18 protein-coding genes are annotated in these 19,142 nt (G+C 73.7%); 4 read left to right on the forward strand and 14 right to left on the reverse strand.

Translation table 11 applies throughout. From position 1 onward, the window contains the following. Positions 1-7 precede the first annotated feature (7 nt). The 7 genes from FHX75_RS16385 to FHX75_RS16415 all read right to left on the reverse strand — a co-directional run bounded on the left by FHX75_RS16385 (position 8) and on the right by FHX75_RS16415 (position 10,934). Entirely contained in the window at positions 8-1,162 is a 1,155-nt protein-coding gene (locus FHX75_RS16385; RefSeq protein ID WP_154940914.1) for an acyl-CoA dehydrogenase family protein, read from the reverse strand. A 74-nt stretch (positions 1,163-1,236) separates the two neighbouring features. Beyond that, the gene (locus FHX75_RS16390; RefSeq protein ID WP_154940916.1) at positions 1,237-2,769 is read right to left on the reverse strand and encodes an acyl-CoA carboxylase subunit beta; all 1,533 of its coding nucleotides are present in this window, start codon (positions 2,767-2,769) and stop codon (positions 1,237-1,239) included. Between the two features lie 184 nt (positions 2,770-2,953). Further along, positions 2,954-3,874, reverse strand: a complete 921-nt coding sequence (locus FHX75_RS16395; RefSeq protein WP_154940918.1) for a hydroxymethylglutaryl-CoA lyase — start codon at positions 3,872-3,874, stop codon at positions 2,954-2,956. Positions 3,875-4,028: 154 nt separating this feature from the next. Continuing rightward, on the reverse strand, positions 4,029-5,366 hold the full coding sequence (locus FHX75_RS16400; RefSeq protein WP_154940920.1) for an acetyl-CoA carboxylase biotin carboxylase subunit: 1,338 nt from the start codon (positions 5,364-5,366) through the stop codon (positions 4,029-4,031). A 177-nt stretch (positions 5,367-5,543) separates the two neighbouring features. Continuing rightward, positions 5,544-6,170 (reverse strand): TetR/AcrR family transcriptional regulator, encoded by a 627-nt coding sequence (locus FHX75_RS16405; RefSeq protein WP_154940922.1) that lies wholly within the window; start codon positions 6,168-6,170, stop codon positions 5,544-5,546. Between the two features lie 131 nt (positions 6,171-6,301). Continuing rightward, positions 6,302-9,139 (reverse strand): hypothetical protein, encoded by a 2,838-nt coding sequence (locus FHX75_RS16410; protein WP_154940924.1) that lies wholly within the window; start codon positions 9,137-9,139, stop codon positions 6,302-6,304. 7 nt (positions 9,140-9,146) lie between these two features. Beyond that, positions 9,147-10,934, reverse strand: coding sequence for an HSP90 family protein (locus FHX75_RS16415; protein WP_154940926.1), 1,788 nt, complete (start codon positions 10,932-10,934; stop codon positions 9,147-9,149). Positions 10,935-11,043: 109 nt separating this feature from the next. Here FHX75_RS16415 and FHX75_RS16420 point away from each other — a divergent pair, with 109 nt between their 5' ends. Then, complete coding sequence (locus FHX75_RS16420; RefSeq protein ID WP_154940928.1) at positions 11,044-12,336, forward strand: MFS transporter; 1,293 nt, start codon at positions 11,044-11,046, stop codon at positions 12,334-12,336. Here FHX75_RS16420 and FHX75_RS16425 read toward each other — a convergent pair. Next, entirely contained in the window at positions 12,227-12,796 is a 570-nt protein-coding gene (locus FHX75_RS16425) for a VanZ family protein (protein WP_154940930.1), read from the reverse strand. The genes FHX75_RS16420 and FHX75_RS16425 overlap by 110 nt on opposite strands. Positions 12,797-12,805: 9 nt before the next feature. Further along, entirely contained in the window at positions 12,806-13,960 is a 1,155-nt protein-coding gene (locus FHX75_RS16430; RefSeq protein ID WP_154940932.1) for an FAD-dependent oxidoreductase, read from the reverse strand. A 100-nt stretch (positions 13,961-14,060) separates the two neighbouring features. Here FHX75_RS16430 and FHX75_RS16435 point away from each other — a divergent pair, with 100 nt between their 5' ends. Beyond that, the gene (locus FHX75_RS16435; protein WP_154940934.1) at positions 14,061-14,645 is read left to right on the forward strand and encodes a TetR/AcrR family transcriptional regulator; all 585 of its coding nucleotides are present in this window, start codon (positions 14,061-14,063) and stop codon (positions 14,643-14,645) included. Between the two features lie 56 nt (positions 14,646-14,701). Here FHX75_RS16435 and FHX75_RS16440 read toward each other — a convergent pair whose 3' ends face one another. From FHX75_RS16440 to FHX75_RS16460, 5 genes are all read right to left on the reverse strand, one after another. Continuing rightward, the gene (locus tag FHX75_RS16440; protein ID WP_154940936.1) at positions 14,702-15,604 is read right to left on the reverse strand and encodes a sulfurtransferase; all 903 of its coding nucleotides are present in this window, start codon (positions 15,602-15,604) and stop codon (positions 14,702-14,704) included. Positions 15,605-15,712: 108 nt separating this feature from the next. Next, positions 15,713-16,159 carry an imidazolonepropionase-like domain-containing protein gene (locus FHX75_RS16445; RefSeq protein WP_154940938.1) on the reverse strand — a complete coding sequence of 149 codons (447 nt, stop codon included), beginning with the start codon at positions 16,157-16,159 and terminating at the stop codon, positions 15,713-15,715. A 2-nt stretch (positions 16,160-16,161) separates the two neighbouring features. Next, a complete protein-coding gene (locus tag FHX75_RS16450; protein WP_154940940.1) occupies positions 16,162-16,929 on the reverse strand; it encodes an SGNH/GDSL hydrolase family protein in 768 nt (255 codons plus the stop codon). Between the two features lie 121 nt (positions 16,930-17,050). Next, on the reverse strand, positions 17,051-17,512 hold the full coding sequence (locus FHX75_RS16455) for an HIT family protein (protein ID WP_211364481.1): 462 nt from the start codon (positions 17,510-17,512) through the stop codon (positions 17,051-17,053). A gap of 31 nt (positions 17,513-17,543) precedes the next feature. Further along, positions 17,544-17,891: a hypothetical protein gene (locus FHX75_RS16460; RefSeq protein WP_154940944.1), complete on the reverse strand. Its 348-nt coding sequence runs from the start codon at positions 17,889-17,891 to the stop codon at positions 17,544-17,546. A gap of 271 nt (positions 17,892-18,162) precedes the next feature. Between FHX75_RS16460 and FHX75_RS16465 the strand changes: the two genes are divergently transcribed. Further along, positions 18,163-18,966, forward strand: a complete 804-nt coding sequence (locus tag FHX75_RS16465; RefSeq protein ID WP_154940946.1) for a helix-turn-helix domain-containing protein — start codon at positions 18,163-18,165, stop codon at positions 18,964-18,966. After that, complete coding sequence (locus FHX75_RS16470; protein ID WP_154940948.1) at positions 18,957-19,142, forward strand: DUF397 domain-containing protein; 186 nt, start codon at positions 18,957-18,959, stop codon at positions 19,140-19,142. Before FHX75_RS16465 ends, FHX75_RS16470 begins: the two co-directional genes overlap by 10 nt.

The following is a 19,142-nucleotide window of genomic DNA, read 5'->3' on the forward strand; positions in this document are numbered from 1 at the left end:
GGCCGGATCAGACGCCCAGGTCGCGAGCGATGATCATGCGCTGCACCTCGGAGGTGCCCTCGCCGATCTCCAGGATCTTGGAGTCGCGCCAGAACCGGGCGACCGGGTACTCGTTCATGAAGCCGTAGCCGCCGTGGATCTGGGTGGCCTCGCGGGCGTTGTCCACCGCGATCGTGCTGGCGTGCAGCTTGGCGATCGCCGCCTGCCGCTTGAACGGCTCACCGGCCAGCATCCGCGCGGCGGCGTCGTAGTACGCCAGCCGGGCGGTGTGCGCCTTCAGCTCCATGTCGGCGATCTTGAACTGGATCGCCTGGTAGTTGCCGATCGGCTGGCCGAAGGCGTGCCGCTCCTTCGCGTACTTGATCGACTCGTCGACGCAGCCCTGGGCGAGGCCGACGGCGAGCGCGGCGATGGCGATCCGACCCTCGTCGAGGATGCGCAGGAACTGCGCGAAGCCCCGACCCCGCTCACCGAGCAGGTTCGCCGCCGGCACCCGGCAGTCGTCGAAGGTCAGCTCGTGGGTGTCCGAGGCGGTCCAGCCGACCTTGGAGTAGCCCGGCGCCACCGTGAAGCCCGGCGTCCCCGTCGGCACGATGATGGTCGACAGCTCCTTCGAGCCGTCCGGCTTCGTGCCGGTGACCGCGGTGACGGTGACCAGCGCGGTGATGTCGGTCCCCGAGTTGGTGATGAACGCCTTCGAGCCGTTGATCACCCACTCGTTCGTGACCTCGTCCAGCACCGCGCGGGTCTGAGTGCCACCGGCGTCGGAGCCGGTGCCCGGCTCGGTCAGCCCGAAACCGGCCAGCGCCTCGCCACTGAGCAGCTTCGGCAGCCAGGTCGCCTTCTGCTCCGGAGTACCAAATCGGTAGATCGGCATCGCGCCGAGGGAGACCGCGGCCTCCAGGGTGATCGCCACGCTGGAGTCGACCCGGGCCAGCTCCTCCAGGGCGAGGCAGAGCGCGAAGTAGTCGCCGCCCATGCCGCCGTGCTCCTCACCGAAGGGCAGGCCGAACAGGCCCATCTTGCCCATCTGGCGGATCACCTCGTACGGGAAGGTGTGCTTCTCGTAGTGCTCGGCGATGACCGGGGCGACCACCTCACGCGCGAAGTCCCGCACGCTGGACCGCAGCGCCTCTTGTTCCTCGGTGAGCCGGAAGTCCATCTGATCCTCCTGTGTGGACGAGCCGCCGGGCGCTCGTGACGCCGCGACGGTGCTGCGGGCTGAGGTGGGCCGGGTCAGACCGGGGTGACGCCGTGCCGGCGCCGGGAGAAGTGCCGGTCCTTGGTACGCGCGGCGGCGAACCGGCGGACCAGCTCGGCGCGCAGCTCGTGCGGCTCGACGATGGCGTCGACCACCAGTTCGCTGGCGAGCCGGACGACGTCGATGTCCCGCTCGTACTCCTCGCGCTTCGCGGCGACGAAGGCGGCCCGCTCGGTCTCGTCGGCGATCGCGGCGATCTTGTTGGCGTAGACGGCGTTCACCGCGGCCTCCGCCCCCATCACCGCGATCTTCGCGGTGGGCAGCGCGATGGTCGCGTCCGGCTCGAAGCCCGGCCCGGCCATCGCGTAGAGGCCCGCGCCGTACGCCTTGCGGACCACCACGCAGATCTTCGGCACGGTCGCCTCGGAGATCGCGGTGATCATCTTGGCGCCGTGCCGGATGATGCCCTGCTTCTCCACCGCGCTGCCGACCATGAAGCCGGGGACGTCGCTCAGGAAGAGCAGCGGCACGTTGAAGGCGTCGCAGAGCTGCACGAACCGGGTCGCCTTGTCGGCCGAGTCGACGAAGAGCACCCCGCCCTTGAACATCGAGTTGTTGCCGACCACGCCGACGACCTCGCCGTTCAGCCGGCCGAAGCCGATCGTCAGCTCCTTGGCCCAGAGCGCCTGGATCTCGAAGAACGAGCCGTCGTCGAGCAGGCCCTTGACGTACCGGCGCATGTCGAAGGCCTGCCGCTCGCTGGCCGGGACCAGCGCGGCCAGGTCGGCCTTCTCCGGCGCCGCGACCGCCTCGGCGGCCGGCGGCTGCTGCTGCCAGTTCGCCGGCAGGTACGACAGGTAGCGCTTCACCACGTCCAGCGCGTCGGCCTCGGTCTTGCAGAGGAAGTGCCCGACCCCGGACTCGGCGCAGTGCACCTTGGCGCCGCCCATCGCCTCCAGCGTCGTCTTCTCGCCGGTGACCATCTCGACCATCCGGTCCGAGCCGAGGTACATGCTGGCGTTGCCGTCCACCATGGCCACCACGTCGCAGAACGCCGGGATGTACGCCCCGCCGGCCGCGCTCGGCCCGAACAGTGCGCAGACCTGCGGGATGGAACCCGAGGCGCGGACCTGGTTCCAGAAGATCTTGCCGGCGCCGCGCCGACCCGGGAACAGGTCGACCTGATCGGTGATCCGGGCCCCGGCCGAGTCGACCAGGTAGACCATCGGCACGCCGGTCGAGTAGGCCCGCTCGATGATCCGGATGATCTTCTCGACCGTCCGGGCGCCCCAGCTGCCGGCCTTGACCGTCGAGTCGTTGGCCATCAGGCAGACCTGCCGGCCGTCGATGGTGGCGGTGCCGGTGACCACGCCGTCGGCGGGCAGCCCGTCGGCCATCGCGTTCGCGTAGAGGCCGTCCTCGACGAAGGAACCCTCGTCGACCAGGAGCGCGACCCGCTCGCGGGCGAAGAGCTTGCCCTTGGCGGCGTTCGCCGCGTGGTACTTGTCCGCACCGCCGGCCCGGGCGCGCTTGCGCAGCTGCTCCAGTGCCTCACCGTCGAGCGTCACGCCGACTCCCTCGCCGCCTGGGCCGGGCCACCTCGTGAGCGGACCGACTTACCTGAACGATCGTTAGGCTAGCGCATCGGACCACCCTCCGGCGACCCGCCACCGGCGGCCGACCCGCCGCTCAAACATGGTGATCAGGAGGTGTGCGCCGCACACCTCCTGATCACGGCGAGGAAGGGGCGGGTCAGGTCGGCAGCGGCGTGAGGCGGGTGCGGGGGCCGGCGCGCAGCACGCCGGAGGGGAGCTTCTTGCCGACCAGCTCCTCGGCCAGCTCGGCCGCCTCGATCAGCGCGTCCAGGTCGATGCCGGTGTCGATACCCATGTCGTGCAGCATGTGCACCGCCTCCTCGGTGGCCAGGTTGCCGCTGGCTCCCGGGGCGTACGGGCAGCCGCCGAGGCCGCCGACGCTGGCGTCGAACTCGGTGACGCCCAGCTCCAGGGCGGTCAGCAGGTTGGCCAGGGCGGTGCCCCGGGTGTTGTGGAAGTGCAGCAGCACCGGGATGTGCGCGTTGCGGTCCCGTACGGCGGTGACCAGCTCGCGGACCCGCCGGGGCGTACCCATGCCGGTGGTGTCGCCGAACGCGACCCGGTCGGCGCCGTCGCGGACGACCCGGTCGACGATGCCGGCCACCCGCTGCGGGTCGACGTCGCCCTCGTAGGGGCAGCCGAAGCTGGTCGCCACGATCACCTCGGCCCGGGCGCCGGCGCCGTGCAGCAGGTCGATCAGCTCGGCGATGTCGTCCAGCGACTCCTCGGTCGAGCGGTTCACGTTGCGCCGGTTGTGCGTGTCGCTGGCCGAGACGACCACCTCGATCTCGGTGAACCCGGCCGCGAGGGCCCGCTGCGCACCCCGGGTGTTGGGCACCAGGGCCGAGTAGCGCACCCCGTCGGCCCGGGTGGCGCGCTGCCACACCTCGTCGGCGTCGGCCATCTGCGGGATCGCCTTCGGGTGCACGAACGACACCGCCTCGATCCGCTGGACGCCGGTGCCGGAGAGCGCGTCGAGCAGCCGCACCTTGGCGTCGGTGGGGATCGGCTCCTCGTTCTGGAGCCCGTCCCGCGGCCCGACCTCACGGATGGAGACGAAGTCCGGCAGTTCCGCCATAAGGGGTCACCTCACTGTGACGTAGTGCTGTGCTGGTTCCCCCACCCTCCCACTCCGCACCGCCCGCCCGCACCCCACCCGTCGATCATGAAGTTGTCGCCCGTGCCGACGGCGTGTCGGGACGACAACTTCATGATCGACCGGGGTCGGGGGGTCAGCGCATGCGGGAGACGATGCCGGTGTCGTAGTCGCCGGAGAGGAACTCCTCGTTCTCGAGGAGTTCGGCGAAGAAGGGGAGGTTGTTCTTCGGGCCGGCCAGCTCGAAGGCGGCGACGGCCGCCTTGGCGCGCTCGATGGCCTCGGCGCGGGTGGCGCCGCTGACGATGAGCTTGGCCATCAGGCTGTCGTAGAACGGGGTGACCGTGTTGCCCTCGATGTAGCCGGAGTCGACCCGGACGCCCTCGCCGGTCGGCTCGACCCAGGTCTTGATCGCGCCGGGTCCGGGCAGGAAGCGCTTCGGGTCCTCCGCGTTGATCCGCAGCTCGATGGCGTGCCCGCGCGGGGCGAGCGCGTCCGGGTCGAACGTCGGCGCCAGGCCGGCCGCCACCCGCAGCTGCTCCTCCACCAGGTCCACGCCGTAGACCAGCTCGGTCACCGGGTGCTCGACCTGGAGGCGGGTGTTCATCTCCAGGAAGAAGAACTCGTTGGTGGCCGGGTCCAGCAGGCACTCCACCGTGCCGGCGTTGCGGTAGCCGACCGCCTCGCCGGCCCGTACCGCCGCCGCCAGGAACCGCTCGCGCAGCTCCGGGGAGACCGCCGGCGACGGGGACTCCTCGACCAGCTTCTGGTTGCGCCGCTGCACCGAGCACTCCCGCTCGCCCAGCGCCACCACCCGACCGTCGGCCAGGCCGAGGATCTGCACCTCGACGTGGCGTACCCGGGGGAAGTACCGCTCGATCAGCACCGAGCCGTCGCCGAACATCCGCTCGGCGAACGAGCGCACCTTGTCGTACTCGGTGCGCAGCGCGGTCTCGTCGGTGGCCACGCCCATGCCCATGCCGCCGCCACCGGCCGCGGCCTTGACCATCACCGGGTAGCCGATCTCCGCGGCGGCCGCGACCGCCGCGTCCAGGTCGGCCGCCGGGTCGGTGGTGCCGGGCGCGACCGGAACGCCGGCCGCCGCCATCAGGTTCCGGGCATTGATCTTGTCGCCCATCGCGGTGATCGCGTCCGCGCGGGGCCCGACCCAGATCAGGCCGCTGGCCTCGACGGTACGGGCGAAGTCCGCGTTCTCCGACAGAAAGCCGTAGCCGGGGTGGATCGCCTGCGCGCCGGTCGACTTGGCGGCGGCGAGGATCGCCTCGACGTTCCGGTAGCTCTGCGCCGGGTTGGCCGGGCCGACGCAGACCGCCTCGTCGGCCTCGGTGACGAACGGCAGGCCGGCGTCGGCCTCCGAGTGCACCGCGATCGCGCGGATACCGAGCCGCTTGGCGGTACGGATAATCCGGCGGGCGATCTCGCCCCGGTTGGCGACCAGCAGCGACTCGATCATGTTTCCTCCCGACGTCCAGGGGTGGGGACGGGTGCCAGGTAACCACGAGCCGCCGGTTACTCACGAGTCGCCCGGCTCCCACCGGCGCGGTGATCAAGAAGTTTGCGTCGGCTTGAGCCGGATTCCTGACCCGAACTTCTTGATCACCGAAGCAGGCGGGCCGGGGGCCCGGCGGGGTCAGGCGGGGTCGGTGGGGGCGAGGAGGGCGGCGAGGGTGGCGGCGCGGAGCAGTTCGGCGCGGCGGCGGCGGTCGACCTCGCCGCCGAGGAACGGCGTGGAGTTCATCAGGCCGAAGGCGGCGTGGGCCAGCACCCGGGCCTCGCCGTCGGGCAGCCCCGGGTGCAGCGCGGTCAGCACGGTCACCCACTCCTCGACGTAGAGCCGCTGGAGCCGGCGGATCTTGCGACGCGGCTCGTCGGGGAGGCGGTCCAGCTCGTGCAGGTGCAGCGCGATCACCGCCGGGTTGGCCAGCGCGAAGTCGACGTGGAAATCGATCAGCGACTCCAGCGCGCCGCGCGGGTCGTCCGGGTGGCCGGCGGCCCGGTCCCGGCCGCCGGCGAGCAGCCCCTCGCTGACCGGGATCAGCGCGGCGACCAGCATCGCCTCCTTGCCGGCGAAGTGGTGGTAGAGCGCCGGCCCGGTCACGCCCGCGGCGGCGCCGATGTCGTCCATCGACACGCCGTGGTAGCCGCGCGCGGCGAAGAGGCCGACCGCGATCTCCAGGATCTCGTCCCGACGGGACCGGCGTCGGCCCGCGCCCGTCGCGCCGTTCGCCCCGCCCCGCGCCTGCTGCTCCACCGCCACCGGGCAAGCCTAGACCGCGCGCCGGCCGTGGTGGAGGCTCGGTTACCCGTCGGTCGGTTCACCGCCCCGCCGCCGGCCCACCGCGCGCTCCCCGCCTGCGCGGACACCGCCGCCCGGGCCGGCGACCACCGTCAGTTCTCCTCGATCCCGTGCTCGGCGCGCAGCTTCGCCGCCTCGGCCGACCGGCCCAGCTCGTCCAGGGCCCGGGCGAGCAGCCAGGCCGCCTGGCCGGCCGGCCGGGAGCCGGGCGGCAGCCCGCCCAGCACCTCGCGGAGCAGGCGCTCCGCGTCGGCCGGCCGGTCACCGCGCAGCAGCAGGTCACCGGTGAGCAGTTCGACCTGCGCCGCCTCGCCGAACGCCTCGATCGACCGCAGCCGGTCGGCCACGCCGTCCAGCCGGTCCAGCGCCGCGACCGTGCGGCCCTCGGCGGTCAGCACCCGGGCCACCGCCTCGGCCGCCAGGGCCCGCTCGTACGTCACCACGGGCGGCTCCTCGGGCAGCCCGGTGAGCGCCGCCGCGGCCTCGTCCACCACGTCGACGAGCGCGGCGGCGGCCGGCAGGTCACCAGACCAGAAGAGCGCCAGCAGCTGCCGCCGACGGGCCCGCAGCTCGTCCAGCGGCAGCTCGGCCAGCCGGTACGCCGACGCCGACGCGGCGAACCGCTGCGCGGCCAGCGCGTCCCGGTCGGCGTCGTAGAGGATGCCGCCGGCCTCCTCCAGCACCTGCGCCCGGTGCGGGAGGTTGTCCGGGCTGTCCAGGTTCTCCGCGAGCTGTTCCAGCAGGGCGAGCGCCGGGTCGATCTCGCCCAGGCCCTCGTAGACGCCGGCCAGCAGGTGCCGGCACCGGTCCGCCTCGGCCTGGGCGCCGAGCCGGTCCAGCCCGAGCACCGCCTCCTCGGCCACCTCGGCGGCCTCGCTCAGCCGGCCGGCCACCCGGTAGGCGTTGGCCAGCTCCCACCGCAGGAAGGCGTCGCCCACGGCGCCCTGCTCCACGCAGAGGGTCACCGCCTCGGCCAGGTCGTCCACCGCGTCGGCGGCCCGGTCGGCGGCGAGCAGCGCCCGGCCCCGGGCCACCCGGACCGCCAGCCGGGCGTCCGCCGGGGCCACCCGCAGCGCCTCGTCGCAGGCGGCAACGGCCTCGGCCGGCTCGTCGGCCCAGCGGGCGTACGCCAGGCAGGCGGCGACCAGCATGCCGGCCGAGCCCACCTCGCGGCTGAGCCGGCGGGCCCGCTCGGCCGCCTCGCCCATCTCCTCGCCCCGGTCCAGCTCCTCCAGGACGTGCGCGCGGTGCAGCGCCACCCGGGCCGCCAGCCACGGGTCGACGTCCGCTTCGGCGGCGGCCCGGTCGATCTCGTCGAGCGCGTCGGCCCAGCGCTGCCGGTGCACGTACGCCAGGGCCAGCCGGTCGTGCGCGGCGGCCCGCTCCCGCTGGTCGCCGTGCCGGTCGAGATGGTCGGCCGACTCGCGGGCCAGCGCCAGCCCCTCCTCGGCGCCCTCGTCGGTCATGCAGAGCAGCGCGCCGAGGCGCCCGGCCACCACCTGTGCGCGCACCGGGTCGGGCACCGCCCGCCAGGCGGCCAGCGCCACCCGGTTGGCCTCGATGGAGGCCGCCGGGTCACCGTCGTCGTTCAGCTCGCCCGCGCGCAGCTCCAGCCGGCGTGCCACGGTGGCCGCCGGCAGCTCGGCGTCGCCGAACCGCTCGTCGTACGCCTTGAGGACGGTGGCGCAGTCGTCGGTGCGGTGGGTGCGCCAGCACTCGTCGGCGAGGGCGAGCAGTTCCTCGGCGCTCGCCCCGGCCGGCACCCGCACCGGCTCCGCCCCGACCACGTCGGCCGGGGCCGGTTCGGTGGCGCGGGTCGGGCGGCGACGCAGGCTGGCCGAGAGCGGCAGGTGCTCCCCGACGGGCTGCGCGGCGAGCCGCCGGGCGACCACCTCCGACTGGTACGCCGTGCCGTTGCGCGTGTCGAACCGGGCGGCCAGCGCGGTCGCCGTGTCGGTCAGCTCGGCGGCGAGGGTGCCCACCGGCACCTCCCCGGCCGGCCGGTCGCCGAACGCCCGGCGGTGCACGGTCAGCTCACCCGGCACCTGCCGCAGCGCGGCCGCGGCGGTGGCGGCGAAGTGCATGGCGGCGGCCGGGGTGGGTGCCCGGTCCAGCCAGTCCAGGTGCCGCTCGACGAGTTCCAGGGCGCGGGCGTCGTTCCCGGTCAGGGTGCAGAACTCGACGTGGTCGGCGATCTCCCACAGGTCGGAGAGGTTCGACCGCAGCCGCCGGTACGCCTCCCGGTGCGCGTTCCGCGCGGCCTCGCCCCGGCCGGTACCCAGGTACGCCGGCAGCAGTGCGGTGAGGATCGCCTGCGGCTGCTCGGTGCAGCTGAGCCGGCCGGCGAGCACCGGCTCGGCCAGGGCCACCGCCTCGTCGTGCCGACCCACCTCACACAGGTGGTGCACCTGCGTGGTCGGGTCGCAGCCGGCGCAGTCGGAGAGAGCGTCGCGGGGGGTGGTCATCCACCGGCGGTACCACTCGGCCGCCTCGTCGTGCGCCCCGAGGTGCGACGCCACCAGGTAGCGGTGCTTGTACACGGCCTGGAGCGAGTGCCCGGTGTCCCGGTAGCGCCGCTCCATGTCCTCCAGCACCGCGTAGGTGCGGTCCAGCGGCAGCTCGGGGAACTTCAGCATGGCGCTGACCATGTACTTGAAGTGCCAGAGCAGCTGGTGGGCGAAGCGCTGGTGGTAGGGCTGCGGGTCCCGGTCGAACTCGGCGAGGCACCAGGAGAAGGTCACGAACGACTTCGCCGGCTCGCCGCCGTAGACGTACGCGGTGGTGGCCTGCATCCGGGCGGCGAAGGCGAGGTGCCGGTCGTCGCCGGCGTCGGCCCGCCGGATCAGCTGTTCCAGCGCGGCGGTCTGCCCCGCCCCGTACGGCATGTTGTGGGCCTCGTGCAGCAGCCGCCACAGGTCGTCGTCGCTCACGGTCGGTTCACTCCCGTCCCGGTACGGCCCGGCCGAGCAGGCCGAGGAAGGAACTGTTCAACAGGGCGGCGTCGGCCGCGCGGATGGGGTGGTGCCCGAGCAGCAGCGCCTGCCCGTAGAGCGCCTCGACGGCGAGCCCGACCAGCTCCGGGTCGGTCAGCGTGGTGACCCGGCGGACCAGCGGGTTGCGGTGGTTGAGCACCAACTGCGGGCGGTCCGGCGGGGCGGAGGCGGCCAGCGCGTCCAGCACGCCGCCCCACAGCTCGTCGGCCTTCTCCCGGCTGGCGGCGAGCTGGTCGTTGAACGCCGCCGAGCGGCTGACCAGGTAGAGCGCCGGCAGCGAGACCGGGTCGTACGCCCGGACCACCACCTCGCAGCCGAGCCGTTCCAGGGCCCGCTGGGCGCCGGTCAGGAACGGCCGCAGGGCCAGCTCGACGTGCGGTTCGAGCGCGTCGAAGCGGGTGGTCAGATCGCTCGGCTCCAGCCGTTCGATCAGCACCGACCGGTCCACCGCGGGCAGCCGCTCGATCAGCTCGGTGTCGTACGTGTAGCCGCCGTTGACCACGGCCAGGTCCTGCGCCGCCGCGACGGCGGCGAGCTGGCGGAACTCGTCGAGGCTGGCGGCGTACCGGAGCAGGCCGTGGCGCTGCCGGAACTCGGCGAGGGTGAGCGTGCCGACGTTGGTCTCCATCGGCCACCACTGGTCGACCAGGCGCAGCATCTCGTCGTCGTGCAGGGCGAGCGCCTTGACCCCCAGGTGGTGCACCTGGAGGAATTCGGCGAGCCGGCGCGGGTCGTGCTTGGCCAGCCGGACCAGCCAGCCGCGCACCTGGTCGCCGAGGGCGTCCCGGGTGCCGGTGAGCAGGGTGTCCTCGTAGAGCGCTTCGCGGCTGGCGGTGGGCCGCAGCTCGCTGGCGTCGACCACGCAGTGGGCGAAGAAGGCCCAGTCCGGCAGCAGCCCGTCGGCGTGCTCGGTGAGCAGCATCCGCTTGAGGTAGACCCGGTGCCCGGCCCGCGCCGCCGGGTTCACCGGGGTGGGCAGGATGAAGGCCACCCCGGTCAGCCCGGCCTCCGGCACCGCCAGCGGCACCACGTCGAACGGGACGAAGCCGAGGGTCTCCTGCGCGTAGCGGACCAGGGCCGCCCGGTCCAGCGGGGCGCCGGGGGCGGTCGGCCAGGGCGGCGGCCCGGCGGTGGTCGGGGTGTCGCCGACCCGCACGTCGACCGGCAGCAGGCTGCCGTAGAGCCGGGCCAGCTCGGTCACCGTCGGCACGCCGAGCCACTGGTCGGCGTCGCGGCGGGGCACCAGCGTGACGGTGGTGCCGGGCTCCGGCCGGGCCTGCTCGGGCGGGGCGAGCCGGACGGCGTACCGGCCGTCGGACCAGCCCGTCCAGAGCACGGTCGGCTGGTCGGCGTGCCGGGTGACCACCCGGATCTCGTCGGCGACCAGGAAACAGGAGAGCAGGCCGATGCCGAACTGGCCGAGGAACTCGTGCCGGGAGAAGCCCAGCTCGTCGCGCTTGGAGCTGCGACCGATGGTGGCCAGCAGCTCGTGCACCTGCGCCTCGGTGAGGCCGACGCCGGTGTCGTGCACCCGCAGGGTGCCGTCGCCGGTCAGCTCCGGCGGCTCGATCCGTACCCGGGCGGGGGCGTCCGGATCGGTGGCGCGGCGGGCGGTGATCGCGTCGACGGCGTTCTGGAGCAGTTCCCGGACGTACACCCGTGGGCTGCCGTAGAGGTGATGACTGAGCAGGTCGACCACGCCACGGAGGTCGACCTGGAAGGTGCGGTCCACACGCTCTCCCCGGTCGGATTCGGCGCTCACCGTACCGGTGATGACCGACGCTGTCCGACCCGTGGTCGCCTTGACCCTCGACCCGGTCGAGAGGGCAGGGTCCGTCGGCATGACCGCCACCCCACTCGGCCGGGACTACCGGCTGCTCTGGTCCGCCGCCGTCTCCTCCCGGTTCGGCGACGCCCTGCGTACGCCGGCGCTGGCCCTGCTGGCCGCGACGCTGACCCGCGACCCCCGGGCGGTGGCCGTGGTGACCGTCGCCGCGCAGCTCCCGCCGCTGCTGCTCGGCCTGCTCGGCGGCGTGTACGCCGACCGCTGGGACCGCCGCCGGACGATGGCGCTGGTGGACGCCCTGCGGGCGGCCGTGGTCGCGGCGCTGGCCGGCGCGGTGGCCGGCGGCCTGGCCGGGGTGCCGGCGCTGGTGGCGACGGCGTTCCTGCTCGCCGCGCTCGGCGTCCTCTTCGACGCCGCCTCGTTCGCGCTGCTTCCCACCCTGGTGCCCGCGCCGGCCCTGCCGGCTGCCAACGGCCGCCTCCAGGCCGGCACCGCGCTGGCCGGCGGCCTGCTCGGCGCCCCGCTGGCCGGCGTGCTCTTCGCGGTCTCGCCGAGCGTCCCGCTCACCGTGGACGCGGCCACCTTCGCCCTCGCCGCCCTGCTCACCCTCGCCCTCTCCCGGTCCGCCGCCGACGCCGGGTTGCGGGGCCGCGAGGGCCGACACGAGCGTGGGGTCGCCAGGCGCTCGGTGTGGCGGGAGGCCGCGGACGGGGTGCGGTGGCTGCGGGGTGAGCCGACGATGTGGCGGATCACCCTGCTCAGCGCGGGGACGAACCTGGCGATCAGCGCGCTGATGGCGGTGCTGGTCCTCTACGCGCTGGACGTGCTGCGGGTGCCGCCGGCCGGGTACGGGCTGTTCATGGCGGCGGTCGTGCTCGGCGGGCTGGCCGGGGCGCTCGGGGCGGGGCGGCTGGCCGCCCGGCTCGGCACCACCTCCGCGCTGCGCGCGGTACTCCTCGCACAGACCGTCGCCCTGGCCGGGTTCGCGCTGGTCCGGCACCCGGTGCCGGCCGGGCTCGCGCTGGCCGTCTTCGCGGGTGGGAGCACGGTGTGGAACAGCCTGTGGGCGGCGTACGGACAGGGCCGGGTGCCGGCCGCGCTGCTCGGTCGGGTGGGTGCCACCCAGCGGATGGCGGCAGTGCTCACCGCGCCGGTCGGCGCGACGCTCGCCGGGCTGGCCGGGGCGGCGTACGGGGTGGGCCCGGTGGTCGGGGCGGCGGCGGTGGTCTTCGCGCTGGTCACGCTCGCGGCGTGGCGGGCACTGCAGCCGGCCGCGCCGGCACCGGACGACGCCCCGCCCACCACCGCCGGGACAGCAGCCCGGCCAGGGCCGCTCCGGTCGCGTTGAGCAGCACGTCGTCGACGGAGGTGACCCGGCCGAGGTCGAGCGCGTACTGGGCGGACTCGACCAGCGCGGAGGCGGCGGCACCGAGCAGGAAGAGCCGGCCGACGCCGGCGAGGGCGGCGGAGCGTACCGGGGCGAGGAAGCCCAGCGCGGCGAAGACCAGCAGGTTGCCGACCACCTGGACCACGACGGTGGCCGGTGGGCCGGCCGCGACGAGATCGACCAGGTCACGCAGCGGCACCAGCTTGACCTCGCCGGGCGCGGCGCGCGGCGTGAGGATCATCCACACCCAGGGCAGCGTCCCGGCGACCATGCCCACCTCGACGGCGCTGCGCCGCCACGCCTCCCGCCGGGTCGGCGCGGCCCTGACCCGGGCCAGCAGCGCGACCAGCAGCACCGTCACCGGCACCGCGACCAGCGTGGCGAGCAGCACGTCACCCCACTCCCGCCACACCTGCCTCATCGGGGCAGCCTAGACCGGACGCTGGGCCAGTCCGGAGAGGCGCAGCGCCAGCCGCCGACGGACGGCCGGTGCGGCGGCGACGGCGCGGAGCAGCAGGTCGCGCAGCGGGCGGGCGGCCGGCGAAACGGTGGCGAGCCGGGTCAGCCGGTCGGCGAAGCCGGCGACCTCCCCGGCCAGCGGTCGGCGCGCGGCCGAGTAGTCGTCGAGCAGGGTGTCGGGTCCGCCGGCGACCACGTCGGCGAGGGTGTCGCCGAGGGCGACCGCGTCGCAGATGCCGAGGTTCATCCCCTGCCCGCCGGCCGGGCTGTGCACGTGCGCGGCATCGCCGGCCAGCAGCACCGGGCCGGCGCGGTAGGTCTCGGCGACCCGGTGGTGGATCCGGAACCGGGAACTCCAGATCACGTCGGTGACCCGGTCCGGCCGCCGGGCCGGCCCACGCTCGTCGAGCAGCGCCTGGAAGTACGCGGCGTCCCGCACGCGCGGGGCCTGGGCGACCGAGGCGACCACCCGGACCACCCCGTCCGGCAGCGGCGCCCAGACCAGCGGCCCCGGCCGGGCCAGGAAGAGCGCGATCTCGTCGCGGGGCAGCACGCTGCGCACCCGCACGTCAGCGAGGACGAACGACTCGCCGCGGCCGTCCGGTCCGCCGAAGCCGATCCCGGCCAGCTCACGCACGGTGCTGTGCATGCCGTCCGCGCCGATCACCCACCGGGCGCGGACCCGGCCGCCGTCGGCGAACCCGACCACCGCGCCGGCGTCGTCGCGGTCCAGGCTGCTCACCTCGTACGGCCGGTTGACCCGGACGCCGAGCGCGGTGAGCCGGTCGGTCAGCACGGCCTCGGTGACCGCCTGGGAGACCAGCAGCGCGTACGGGTAGCGGCTCGGCAGGTCACCGAAGCCGACGTTGAACAGCACCCGGTCGCGGTCGCGGACGGTGAACCGGCGCGACGCCGCTCCCCGGGCCACCAGCGGCGCGGCGGCGCCGATCCGGTCCAGCATCTCCAGGGTGTACGCGTGCACGACGGCAGCCCGGGAGGTGACCGGCGGTTGCGCGGCGCGGTCGACCACGGTCACGTCCACCCCCCGCCGGGCGAGGGTGGCGGCGACGGTCAGGCCGGTCGGCCCGGCCCCCACCACCAGGACGTCGGTGCGCTCGGGCAACATGGCCCACCTCCTATGCCAACAAGTGTTTGCCAACGGTTGTAGGCAAGGCTAGGCCGGGTCGGAACGCCGTGTCAACGCTTGTTGGCATAGAGTCGGGGACATGACCGCCGCAACCCCCGCCCGCCGCTCGGACGCCACCCGCGCCGCGATCCTGCGCGCCGCCCGGGAACGGTTCGCCGCCGACGGATACGAGCGCGCCACCATCCGCGCCATCGCCGCCGACGCCCGGATCGACCCGTCGATGGTCATGCGCTACTACGGCAACAAGGAGGGACTCTTCGCGGCGGCGGCCGAGTTCGACCTGCGGCTGCCGGAGCTGGCCGACGTGCCCACCGGGCAGCTCGGCGAGGTGCTGGTCCGGCACTTCCTGCACCGCTGGGAGGGCGACGAGACGCTCGCCGCCCTGCTCCGGGCGGCCAGCACCAACCCGGGCGCCGCCGAGCGGATCCGCGGCCTCTTCGCCGACCAGCTCGGCGCGGTCGTGGCCCGGTTCGGCACCGACCCGGCGACCACCGCCCGCCGCGCCGGCCTGGTCGCCAGCCAGATCCTCGGCCTGGCATTCACCCGCTACATCGTCGGCCTGCCGCCCATGGTGGACGCGACGCCGGCCGAGCTGGTCGCCTGGGTCGGCCCCACCCTCCAGCGCTACCTGACCGGGACGGCCCCGGACGGGCGTACCCCGTGACGACGACGGCCGTGGTCACCCAGCGGTGACCACGGCCGTCGGTGCGGCGGGAGGACTCAGCCGGCGATGCCGCCGGGCTGGTCGCCCTTGGCGACGGGCGCCCGGACCAGGTTGCCCCACTCGGTCCACGAGCCGTCGTAGTTGCGCACCTGCGGGTAGCCGAGCAGGTGCCGCAGCACGAACCAGGTGTGGCTGGACCGCTCACCGATCCGGCAGTACGCCACCACGTCGTCCGACGGGCTCAGCCCGAGCTGGTCGGCGTAGATGGCGCGCAGCTCGTCCGCGGACTTGAAGGTGCCGTCCTCGTTCGCGGCGGACTTCCACGGCTTGCTGACCGCGCCCGGGATGTGCCCGCCGCGCAGCGCGCCCTCCTGCGGGTAGTCCGGCATGTGCAGCATCTCGCCGGTGTACTCGCCGGGCGACCGGACGTCCACCAGCGGCCGGCCCGCGGCGACGTGCGCCATGACCTGCTCCCGGTAGGCCCGGATCGGCGTGTCGTCGCGCTGCGGCACCGGGTACTCGGCGCGGGGACGGGTCACCTTCTCCCGGGTCAGCTCCCGCCCCTCGGCGATCCACTTCTGCCGGCCGCCGTCGAGCAGCCGTACGTCGGCGTGGCCGAAGAGCGAGAAGACCCAGAGCGCGTACGCGGCCCACCAGTTGAAGTTGTCGCCGTAGAAGACCACCGTGTCGCCCCGGCCGATGCCCTTGGCGGCGCAGAGCTCGGCGAAGCTCTTCGCGTCGAGGTAGTCGCGGGTCACCTGGTCGTTCAGCTCCGTGTGCCAGTCGACCTTGACGGCGCCCGGGATGTGACCGGTGTCGTAGAGCAGCACGTCCTCGTCGGACTCCACCACGACGAGGCCCTCGTCGCCTAGGTGCTCGGCCAGCCACTCGGTGGTGACCAGGCGCTGCGGATCGGCGTACGACTGGAGGCGGGGATTCGGATCGCTCGGCACAGGCATGATCCCCAAGGTACGCCGGATCCCGGCACGGCGGCCGGCCATCGGAAATCGGGTGCGGCGGATGTGACCGCCGGCACGCGACCACTCAGGATCGACGCCCACCCGGGTTCAGGCGCGGCGGTGCACCAGCCGCCCGGCGACCACGGTGGCCAGGCAGCGGCCGTCGTCGGCGAAGACGGCCAGGTCGGCGCGGCCGGTCGGCACCAGCGCCGGCGGTCGTACCCGGTCGAGCACCGCGACGTCGTTGCGGACGGCGGCGGCCCGCAGCTCCGGCTCGGTGACGTGCGCGGCGAGCACCGCGGCGACGCCGAGCCGGAACAGCGCGTGCACCCGCTCGCGCGGGCTCGGTGCCGGCGGCAGGGGCCCGTCGTGCACCAGCGCCGGCCCGAGGGTGCCGGCCCACCGCCGGACCCGCACCTGCGGGTACGCCTCCGTCAACTCGTCCAGCGGCGCGACCGCCTCGATCCGGTTGCCGGTGACGAGCACCGCGCGGCCGGCGACCGGCTCGCCTTCCGGCGTCGACCGCAGCAGCGTGGCGGCGTGGATGGTCCGCACGGTCAGTCGCTGACCGGCCCGAGCAGTGGGCGCTTGGCGGTGACGGTGTCGCCGGAGGACCGCCCGGTGAGCCGCCGCTTGATCCACGGGGCCAGGTGCTGGCCGGCCCAGCGCAGGTCGGCGGCGCGGGCGGCCAGCCAGGGCGTGGGAGCCGGCTGCTCCGGGACCAGCAGCCACTCCTCGTCGCAGCCCACCCCGAGCGCCGTCAGCACCTGGGCGGCGACCCGCCGGTGCCCGGCGGCCGACAGGTGCAGCCGGTCGGTGCTCCACAGCATCGGGTTGAGGAAGGTGTCGTCGGCGTACAGGTCGACCAGGATCGCGCCGTGCCGCTCGGCGGTCTCGCCGACCGCCCGGTTCATCAGCTCCATCCGGGGGGCGACCAGGCGCTGGCCGGGCAACCGCGCCATCACGTCGGCGAACCGGAAGAGGATCACGTCGGCGCCGCCGGAGCGGAGTTGCCGCACCACGTCGTCGAAGCGGGTGACCAGGGTGTCCGGGTCGAAGTTGCGGCGCAGCGCATCGTTGCCGCCAGCCGCAAAGCTGATCAGATCGGGCTTCATCGCCAGGGCGGCGGGCACCTGCTCGGCCACCACGCTGGGGAAGAGCCGACCCCGGATCGCCAGGTTGGCGTACCCGAAGTCCGGGCCGGCCTCGGCGGCCAGTCGGGTCGCCACCAGGTCGGCCCACCCGCGGTAGGTTCCGTCCGGGTACGCGTCGTCCATGCCCTCGGTGAAGCTGTCCCCCACCGCGACGAAGCTGCGCCAGCGCACGCCGCCTCCCTCACGCTCTTCGTTGCCTGCGGCGACCAGTCTGTCACCGGGTCGGTTCCCGGCGCTGCCACCCGTCCGGCGAACGTGGCGGAGGTCATCGATCCGGCTCGACCAGGGGCCGCTACCCGGTGAGGTACCGGGTGATGGCGGCCCGCAGCTGGTCGTGCTGCTCGCTCAGCGCCGAGGCCGGGTCTCGCCACTTCGACGCCGGATACAGCCAGACCGGCTTGCCGACGATCTCCGGCGGCTCCCACTCGTACCTGGGCCAGACATGAGCGTGCAGGTACGGGTCCGTGTTGCCCAGGATCTCCAGGTTCACCCGCCGGAAAGCCGGGTCGGCCTCGGCGCAGGCCCGCTCGACCGCCTCGCCCAGCCGGTCCATGCTCTCCAGGTACGCGAGCCGCTTCGCCCTCGGTAGGTCGGTGAGCCGCTGCACGGCCGGGTCGTCCGCCAGCAGCACGCAGTAGCCAGGGAGCCACTGCACGTCCCCGATCACGGCGAACCCGCCGGGAAGCCGGGCCAGGACGGTGGGATTCTCTCCGCGCAGCGCCGAACCGATCCGGTCGAGTCGCCAATCGATCATGACCAGATGGTGCCTCATCGGGCGGCTCGGCTCACCGGTCGTCTTCCGAGGGCTCGACGATCGGCCGCCGGTACGGCCCCCACGCAACGAACCGGGCGAACAGCTCGCGTGGGGTGGGCCCGTCGTGCGGGTTCAGCCGGAACAGGTCGTGGGTGGCCTCGTGGTAGAGCCCGGAGAGGTAGATGGCCAGCTCGACCGGGTGATCGGCGTACTCGATCTTGAGCAGCAGCCGGGCCTCGGCGCAGGGCCACGGCAGGCCGCAGCCCCGGCACACCCAGAGCGGGCGGATCGGCAGGTGCGGTGGGCGGCCTGGCGGATACGCGCGGGGCCGGTTGGCGTGCGGGCCGAGGCGGGGTACCGGGAGCTGGCTGAAAGTCACCGGCTGCTTCCTTTCGCCCAGCCTCGTGCCCTCGACGAGCCGGACCGTTGGCGCATCTCGACCTCCTCCGGACGTGGGGTGGGGCCGCCCCTGCACCGGGGGTCACGGGCGGCCCCCGAGCGGGCCGGACGGCAGGCGACCCGCTACGTGACAGTCTGGCGAGGACGCGACTACCGTCGGAAGGCATCGACGCTGGTCGGGGCGGGGCCCGGTCAGCTCTTCCGGCCGCGGGGACGGGCCGTGGAGACGCCAAGGGAATCGTGGAGGAACTGTGGAACGCGAGCCGACCGCCGAGCTGATCAGGGCACAACTGCGCCGGCTGCGGGTGAACGCCGAGCTGAGTCAGGAGGAGTTCGGGAAGCTCGTCCACTTCTCAGGTTCCCAGGTCTCCGCCGTCGAGCTGGGCCAGCGCCCGCTCGACCGGTTCTTCCTCAAGCGGGCGGACGAGGTGCTCGGCACGGGTGGGCTGTTGACGTCGATGCTGAAGCTCGCGGAGCGGGACGGGCAGCCGAGCTGGTTCCGGCCATGGCTGGAGGCGGAGCGCCAGGCGCAGCAGATGCGCTGCTATCAACCAACGCTGATTCCCGGCCTGTTGCAGACAGAGAACTACGCCCGGGCGGTGATCCGCACCGACGACATGATCAGCGATGACGAAGTGGAGCGGCGGGTAGCGGTTCGAATGGACCGGCAAGCTGTTCTCATCCGCTCGGACCCGCCGCAGTTCGTGGCAGTGGTCGAGGAGAGCGTCCTCCGCCGCACCGACGAGGCCTTCCGAGGGCTCATGGCCGAACAGATTGCCCACTTGATCGCGTCCAGCGAGCGTCCACACATCAGCATCCACGTCATCCCCGCCGAGATCAGCATGCATGTTGGACTGACTGGCCACTTCACACTCGCGAGGACAAGCGAAGGCGGATGGATCGGGCAACTTGAGCATCAACTGGGCGGCGTCGTGGTCGATAAGGATGACGATCTGGCTATCCTGCTGGCGAGGTGGGAGAGCGTTCGGAACGAGGCCTTGTCTCGCCGGCAGTCGATTGAGCTGATGAAGGAAGTGGTGACGTCATGGAGCTGATTGGCGCTACCTGGCGCAAATCCACCCGCAGCGGCGTCCAGGGCGACTGTGTGGAAGTGGCCGACAACCTGCCCGGTGTCGTCGGCGTCCGCGACAGCAAGGACCCCGCCGGTCCCGTACTCACCTTCGACCCGCAGACCTGGCGAGCGTTCGTCACCTTTGCCAAGGGGCGCTGA

It is taken from the genome of Micromonospora palomenae (assembly GCF_007829925.1).
GTDB lineage: Bacteria > Actinomycetota > Actinomycetes > Mycobacteriales > Micromonosporaceae > Micromonospora > Micromonospora purpureochromogenes.

What these genes read in the sequence shown, in the direction of transcription:
- FHX75_RS16420 (WP_154940928.1), top strand. Translation starts at nt 11,044, where the DNA reads ATGACCGCCACCCCACTCGGCCGGGACTACCGGCTGCTCTGGTCCGCC.
- FHX75_RS16395 (WP_154940918.1), bottom strand. Translation starts at nt 3,874, where the DNA reads ATGGCGGAACTGCCGGACTTCGTCTCCATCCGTGAGGTCGGGCCGCGG.
- FHX75_RS16455 (WP_211364481.1), bottom strand. Translation starts at nt 17,512, where the DNA reads ATGATCGATTGGCGACTCGACCGGATCGGTTCGGCGCTGCGCGGAGAG.
- FHX75_RS16385 (WP_154940914.1), bottom strand. Translation starts at nt 1,162, where the DNA reads ATGGACTTCCGGCTCACCGAGGAACAAGAGGCGCTGCGGTCCAGCGTG.
- FHX75_RS16425 (WP_154940930.1), bottom strand. Translation starts at nt 12,796, where the DNA reads ATGAGGCAGGTGTGGCGGGAGTGGGGTGACGTGCTGCTCGCCACGCTG.
- FHX75_RS16440 (WP_154940936.1), bottom strand. Translation starts at nt 15,604, where the DNA reads ATGCCTGTGCCGAGCGATCCGAATCCCCGCCTCCAGTCGTACGCCGAT.
- FHX75_RS16435 (WP_154940934.1), top strand. Translation starts at nt 14,061, where the DNA reads ATGACCGCCGCAACCCCCGCCCGCCGCTCGGACGCCACCCGCGCCGCG.
- FHX75_RS16400 (WP_154940920.1), bottom strand. Translation starts at nt 5,366, where the DNA reads ATGATCGAGTCGCTGCTGGTCGCCAACCGGGGCGAGATCGCCCGCCGG.
- FHX75_RS16470 (WP_154940948.1), top strand. Translation starts at nt 18,957, where the DNA reads ATGGAGCTGATTGGCGCTACCTGGCGCAAATCCACCCGCAGCGGCGTC.
- FHX75_RS16430 (WP_154940932.1), bottom strand. Translation starts at nt 13,960, where the DNA reads ATGTTGCCCGAGCGCACCGACGTCCTGGTGGTGGGGGCCGGGCCGACC.